8 protein-coding genes are annotated in these 5,614 nt (G+C 68.3%); 5 read left to right on the forward strand and 3 right to left on the reverse strand.

What is annotated here, in order from left to right:
- From R1101_RS0115130 to R1101_RS0115145, 4 genes are all read left to right on the forward strand, one after another.
- Nucleotides 1–370, forward strand: a 370-nt coding sequence (locus R1101_RS0115130) for an SAV_915 family protein (protein ID WP_016934238.1), incomplete at its 5' end; no start/stop codon positions are given.
- On the forward strand, nt 367–648 hold the full coding sequence (locus R1101_RS0115135; RefSeq protein ID WP_016934239.1) for a hypothetical protein: 282 nt from the start codon (nt 367–369) through the stop codon (nt 646–648). The genes R1101_RS0115130 and R1101_RS0115135, both read left to right, overlap by 4 nt.
- Nucleotides 649–650: 2 nt before the next feature.
- A complete protein-coding gene (locus R1101_RS0115140; protein ID WP_232284764.1) occupies nt 651–1,646 on the forward strand; it encodes a DUF3482 domain-containing protein in 996 nt (331 codons plus the stop codon).
- Nucleotides 1,633–2,571, forward strand: coding sequence for a hypothetical protein (locus tag R1101_RS0115145; protein WP_016934241.1), 939 nt, complete (start codon nt 1,633–1,635; stop codon nt 2,569–2,571). The genes R1101_RS0115140 and R1101_RS0115145 overlap by 14 nt, the downstream gene beginning before the upstream one ends.
- A gap of 3 nt (nt 2,572–2,574) precedes the next feature.
- Here the strand turns inward: R1101_RS0115145 and R1101_RS0115150 are convergent, their stop codons facing one another.
- From R1101_RS0115150 to R1101_RS0115160, 3 genes are all read right to left on the reverse strand, one after another.
- The gene (locus R1101_RS0115150) at nt 2,575–3,405 is read right to left on the reverse strand and encodes a tyrosine-protein phosphatase (protein ID WP_016934242.1); all 831 of its coding nucleotides are present in this window, start codon (nt 3,403–3,405) and stop codon (nt 2,575–2,577) included.
- 48 nt (nt 3,406–3,453) lie between these two features.
- Entirely contained in the window at nt 3,454–4,788 is a 1,335-nt protein-coding gene (gene lat, locus R1101_RS0115155; protein ID WP_016934243.1) for an L-lysine 6-transaminase, read from the reverse strand.
- Between the two features lie 67 nt (nt 4,789–4,855).
- On the reverse strand, nt 4,856–5,320 hold the full coding sequence (locus R1101_RS0115160; protein ID WP_016934244.1) for an Lrp/AsnC family transcriptional regulator: 465 nt from the start codon (nt 5,318–5,320) through the stop codon (nt 4,856–4,858).
- Nucleotides 5,321–5,356: 36 nt separating this feature from the next.
- On the opposite strand from R1101_RS0115160, the gene R1101_RS26950 reads away from it, so the two are divergent.
- The coding region (locus R1101_RS26950) for an aldehyde dehydrogenase family protein (RefSeq protein WP_037223674.1) at nt 5,357–5,614 on the forward strand (258 nt) is incomplete at its 3' end.

The raw sequence follows: 5,614 nt of genomic DNA on the forward strand, positions 1-5,614 counted from the left end.
CCGCGCCGACAGTCCGACGGGGGAGTCGGACAGGCTGCTCACGGGGGAACGAATGTCTCAGGAACAGGTCGCGGACGCACTACCGACGGTGCTTCCGCCGTATCTCTATCTACCGTGCGCGGACGCGGTCCCGGATCCGGCCGACGCCGTCGTCGACTATCGGTATCTCGGCGACGGCCGCATCGCGCTGCTCGCCTACACGGCGCTCGACCGTCTCCACTCCTGTTGCGGCGCCGGGCAACCCTGGCTGGTGCTGCCCACGCACGTGCTCCCGCGACTGCGTGAGGCACAGCCGTGGGACTCTCTGCTGCTCGACGTCCCGATACCCGAATCGGAACGCAGACGCCCGGCGGACGGGGACGCGCGATGAGCCTGTACGTCGACCCCGACGAACTCGATCGGGCCGCGGGCGTCTACACGGGTGCGGCCGCGGATACCGCGGATCTCGTCGGCACCTGCCCCACGAGCGTGGACGCGGGTCTGGCGACCGGCCCTCTCACCGGCATGCTGGCGCAGATCGTCACCGACCTCGCCGGCACGGTCGAGGTCCTCGGCGGAACGGGCGGCCTGCTGACGACCACGGCACAGACGTACCGGGAAGCCGACGACGAAGCCGCCGCCGCGCTCGTCCGGGCCTGGTCGGAGTGACCGTGCCGATCGACACCTTCATCGCCGGAAACCCCGCGGACATCCGACGGGTAGAGGACTGGATCCGCACCACGCTGGGCACCACGATCGGGAACGTCGCCGACGCCGCGGCCCGGGCGCGTCGCATCGCCGACGACGCCTGGGAGGGCGACGCTTCCGAGACCTACCTCGACAGGTCGAGCGAACACGTCCACGCCGTCGACGATTTCCACGAGCGGACATCGAGGACCGCCGATGTCTTCGCGGGCCTGGCGGGCGAACTGTCGCGTGCCCTGTCCGACATGGCCGGCATCCGGGCTCGCGCCGCGGCCGCGGGACTGCCGGTCGTGGGCAACACGATCGGTGATCCTCCCCCGGGTGACGACGAAGTCGCTTTCCGAAGGGCCTCGGCATATCAGGAGGCGAATGACGTCGCCGAGGCGGTGCAGCAACAACTCCGGACCGAGGCGATCCGTGAGATGGAGCGATTTCTCTCGCTTTCGCCGGACACACCGTACGACGAGCTACGACGTACGTTCGGTTCTGCGCGGAAACCACTCGACGATCTGGTGACGACCACCGGACGCCTCGACGACATGGCATCGATGTCCCGGACAGCCGGCCGGGCCGCGGGGGCCCTAGGTCTCGTCGCCGGTGTCGGGCTCGACTATTTCGCTGGTGGTGAGTCCCTCGAGCAAGCCGTGGTCTCCAACGGACTCGGCCTCGGAGCCTCGATAGCAACCGGCGCGGCGGTGGGGAGCGCTATCGGGTCGATTCTTCCGGGTGCGGGTACTGCTCTCGGTGCCGTGCTCGGCGCCGGGGCAGGCACAGTTGCCGGAATCTTCACGTCCGGTGCGGTCGACAACCTCTACGAGTCGAGCGCGAAATCGTTCGGCGGGGCATTCACTGCAGGGTTGTCCGAACTCGGAAGTGCTGCAAGCGCAACCAAGGAACTCGCCGGTGCCTCCATCGGAGGATTGGCACGTCTGGGACGAGGAACACTCGATGCCATCCTCTGACGACTACGATCTCCGCACCTACGGCGACTCGCGTGCCGATGTCGTCATTCTCGGGACCGGAATCGTCGGTCTTCTCTTCTTGCTATTCGTCGTGGGAGTGCTGATCGAGCAGGCAGTGCAAGGGCTTCCCCTCGAGTTGCCCAGGGGTTCGTCAGTGATCCTGGCTCTGAGCGCCACGATTCTCATGTATCCGGTGCTCGGGTACTTCATGTACAGCCCTCGCACGAAGGCGGACCACATCACGGCGGAGACCGACTCCACGGCACCGGCGCTGGCTCTGCGGCAATCGTCCTGGGTGTTCCGGATCGCTTTCGTCCAGATCGGAGCATTCACGCTCATGCTCCTCGGTCTCATCTGGCTGACCGGCGAGCCCGACGAACAGCGACTGCGTGAGGACATCGTTCTCACCGTCCTCGCCTGCTCATGGCAGGTCGGCTACTGCTTCTTCATCGCCCGACACACACTGCGCCCCGGCTACATCGCACTCTCCGCCGAGGGAATCCGCTTCAGCGATCACGCCACGGACACCTGGATCCCCTGGGAAGCATCGACGTCCGGAGTACTGGCCGACCCGCTCTACGTCGTGGTCGTCGCCCGACCGGCGCGTGGCGCCACCACGAGTTCGCGGGTTCCATTGCCGTGGCGGATCATCGACGACCGCAAGGACGGCGACCTGCGTCCCTCGTCCCGGCGCGGCCCCGGCCACACTGCCCGCATCGACCGGCGCCGGTTCGAGATCGCACCCGAACTCCTCGACGCCGTGCTCGACCACTACCTCGGCAACCTCGCCGCTCGCGCCGAACTCGCCGACCCCGAGGCGATCGCGCGCCGGGTCGACGAATTGCGCTCCTACGCACCCGGACCGCGATGGCGACGCTACGGTCCGGTCCCCGTGCCGATCCTGAGCACGCCGGCGCCGAGGTGACGGTCAGGCGGTCGCGTTCGGATCGACGAGCCGGGTCCGCAGGGCCTGCAGGGTGTCGTCGTCGAGACCGAGTCCGGCAGCGAAGTACTGCTCGATGGTTCCGTAGCGCGACAGCGCCTCGTCGATCGCGACCTCGAGGTATTCGCGGCGCACCCCGAGTAGGGGTGTGAGCAGCTCGGGATCGCCGCCGAGCGATGCGAACCGGGCGAAGAAGTCGTCGAAGTGCGGCAGCAGTTCGTCGTTCGTGCGCAGGTAGTCGGCGAACACGGCCTCCTGGTCGGCGCCGGCGAACAGGAGCAGCGACGCCGCCGCCCATCCGGTGCGGTCCTTGCCGGCGCTGCAGTGCACGAGCCCTGGCACGTCTCCGTGTGCCACGGTGTCGGCCAGGGTCCGGTACGAGGCCACGGCGCTCGGAAGGGCGACGAAATCACGGTAGCTCTGCCGCAGGTAGTCGGCGGCGCGACCGTCCCCGAGGGTCTGCGACACCAACTCCGGATTCGACACGAGTTGCGGCAGTGTCGCCGCGATGGATCCGCCTTCACGGTCGGCCAGGACGTCGAGACCGAGGTGCCGGGCGCCGTCGGGGACGCGATCGGGGCGGGCCTGCTGTTCTTCGATCGTGCGCAGGTCGAAGACCGTCGCGATGCTCAGGGCGTCGAGAGTCTCGACGTCGGTCTCGGTCAGGCGACCGAGGTCGGTGGAGCGGAAGACCACTCCGGTGCGGACCGCGCCGCCGAACGAACTCGGGCAACCACCGATGTCCCTCAGGTTGGCGAGCGACGGAATCGCGAAGGATTCGCCACCGGTTACGGTCTCGTCCAGTGCATCGGCCATGCCCGACAAGCTACCGCCGTCCGGTCTCGAACAGCGGGAGCCGTCCCGTCATCCGTACTGCGCCGTCACCCTGTCGAGCGCGTCGAGGGCCTCGTCGAGTTCGTGGGTGGTGACCGTGAGCGGAGGCCGGAATCGGATGCCGCGCGTGCCCGTCCCGATCACGAGGACGTGCTCGTCGCGGTACAGCCGCCGCAGCACCTCGTCGCGGATCTGCGGAGTCGGGAGTTCGACGGCGCACATCAGTCCGCGTCCCCGGGGCTCGGTGACCACCGGTCGTCGCGCGGCGAGCTGCTGCAACCCCGACAACAGATGCGCACCGCTCAACCGGGCCCGGTCGATGAGCCGATCGTTCTCGACGACCTCGAGGATGCGGCGGGCCCGCACCATGTCGGTGAGGTTGCCGCCCCACGTCGAGTTGATCCGCGAGCTCACGGTGAACACGTTGTCGGGCACCTCGTCGATGCGTTCGCCGGCCATGATCCCGCACACCTGCGTCTTCTTGCCGAACGCGACGATGTCGGGGGTGACACCGAGTTGCTGGTAGGCCCACGCCGTACCGGTCGTGCCGGCGCCGGTCTGCACCTCGTCGAAGATCACCAGGGCGTCGTTCTCCCGGCACAACTGCGTGATCGCCCGGAAGAACTCGGGTCGGAAGTGGTGGTCGCCGCCTTCCCCCTGGATCGGTTCGGCGATGAAGCACGCGATGTCGTGGGGACGTTCGGCGAAGGCGCGGCGTGCCTGTTCGAGGGCCTTCGCCTCGGCTGCGGCGACGTCGCGGCCCTCGGCGAGACGGGGCGCGTCGATCCGCGGCCAGTCGAACTTGGGGAACCGGTCGGTCTTGACCGGATCGGTGTTGGTCAGCGACAGCGTGTACCCGGTGCGGCCGTGGAAGGCCCCGGTCAGGTGCAGCACCGAACCACCCGGGTGGGCGGGCAGACCGCGGGACTCGTTGAGGCGGCTCTTCCAGTCGAACGCCACCTTGAGCGCGTTCTCCACAGCGAGCCCGCCGCCGTCGACGAAGAACAGGTGCGGGAGTGCCGGGTCGCCGAGAACCCTTACGAAGGTCTCGACGAAGCGCGCCATGGGCACGGTGTAGATGTCGGAGTTGCTGGGCTTGTTCGCCGCGACGGCGGCGAGTTCGCGGGCTGCCTCCGGATCGGTCAGCGCGGGGTGGTTCATCCCGAGCGCGGACGACGCGAAGAACCCGAACATGTCGAGATAGGTCGTTCCGTCCCGGGCGTCGACGAGGCGGACTCCGCGGGAACGATCGAGATCGAGGACAAGCTCGAAACCGTCGGCGAGCATATGCCGGCCGAGGATGCCGTGTACCCGGTCGGGGGCGAAGTTCTCGGCACCGTCCGGGTTTCGGAATGCAGTGCTCATGCCCCCACCGTACGCGAGAATCAACGGTACAAATCCACTATCGCAGCAATACTTACGGCGTGGTGGCCTATCGTTCGTAAAATGTCTGCAGTACGACGGTGCTGCGGGTGGCGACGTCGGCGGTCGCACGGATCTCCTGCAGCAACCGCTCGAGGGCTCGGGGAGACTCGACACGCACGAGGAGGATGTAGCTTTCGTCGCCTGCCACCGAATGACACGATTCGATCGCGGAGATGTGCCGGAGGCGGGCCGGCGCGTCGTCGGGTTGCGACGGATCGAGAGGGGTGATCGCCACGAACGCCGACAACATCAGCCCGAGCGCTTCGGGATCGACGCGCGCACTGTATCCGCGGATCACGCTGCGCGCTTCGAGCCGGCGCACCCGCGACTGCACGGCCGAGACGGACAGCCCTGCCTTCTCGGCGAGCGCCGCGAGTGTCGCGCGACCGTCGGCGACCAGTTCGCGCAGCAGCATCCGATCGATGTCGTCCAGCGACTCCTTCGACGAGTCGTTTCTCGAGGATTCGGGCACCAGCGCAGGGTATCCGAGCAGCGAAGGAGCTCACCGATGAATGCGACCACCGATCTCGCCGACCGCGCGGCGACCGCGCTGAGGCAGTGCGGCGCCGACGCCGTGCCCGACAGCGCCCTGCCCGCCGGCGCGACACTCGCGGCGACCAGCCCGATCGACGGCAGCGTGCTCGGGCATGTGCCCGTCCACTCGGCCACCGAGGTCGATGCGACGATCACCGCGGCGGCACGGGCCTTCGAGCAGTGGCGCCACGTCCCCGCCCCGGTGCGCGGCCGCGTGGTGCGACGGCTCGGC

The sequence above is a fragment of the Rhodococcus sp. R1101 genome (assembly GCF_000278445.1).
Taxonomy (GTDB): domain Bacteria; phylum Actinomycetota; class Actinomycetes; order Mycobacteriales; family Mycobacteriaceae; genus Rhodococcus; species Rhodococcus gordoniae.

What these genes read in the sequence shown, in the direction of transcription:
- R1101_RS0115135 (WP_016934239.1), top strand. Translation starts at nt 367, where the DNA reads ATGAGCCTGTACGTCGACCCCGACGAACTCGATCGGGCCGCGGGCGTC.
- R1101_RS0115145 (WP_016934241.1), top strand. Translation starts at nt 1,633, where the DNA reads ATGCCATCCTCTGACGACTACGATCTCCGCACCTACGGCGACTCGCGT.
- R1101_RS0115150 (WP_016934242.1), bottom strand. Translation starts at nt 3,405, where the DNA reads ATGGCCGATGCACTGGACGAGACCGTAACCGGTGGCGAATCCTTCGCG.
- lat (WP_016934243.1), bottom strand. Translation starts at nt 4,788, where the DNA reads ATGAGCACTGCATTCCGAAACCCGGACGGTGCCGAGAACTTCGCCCCC.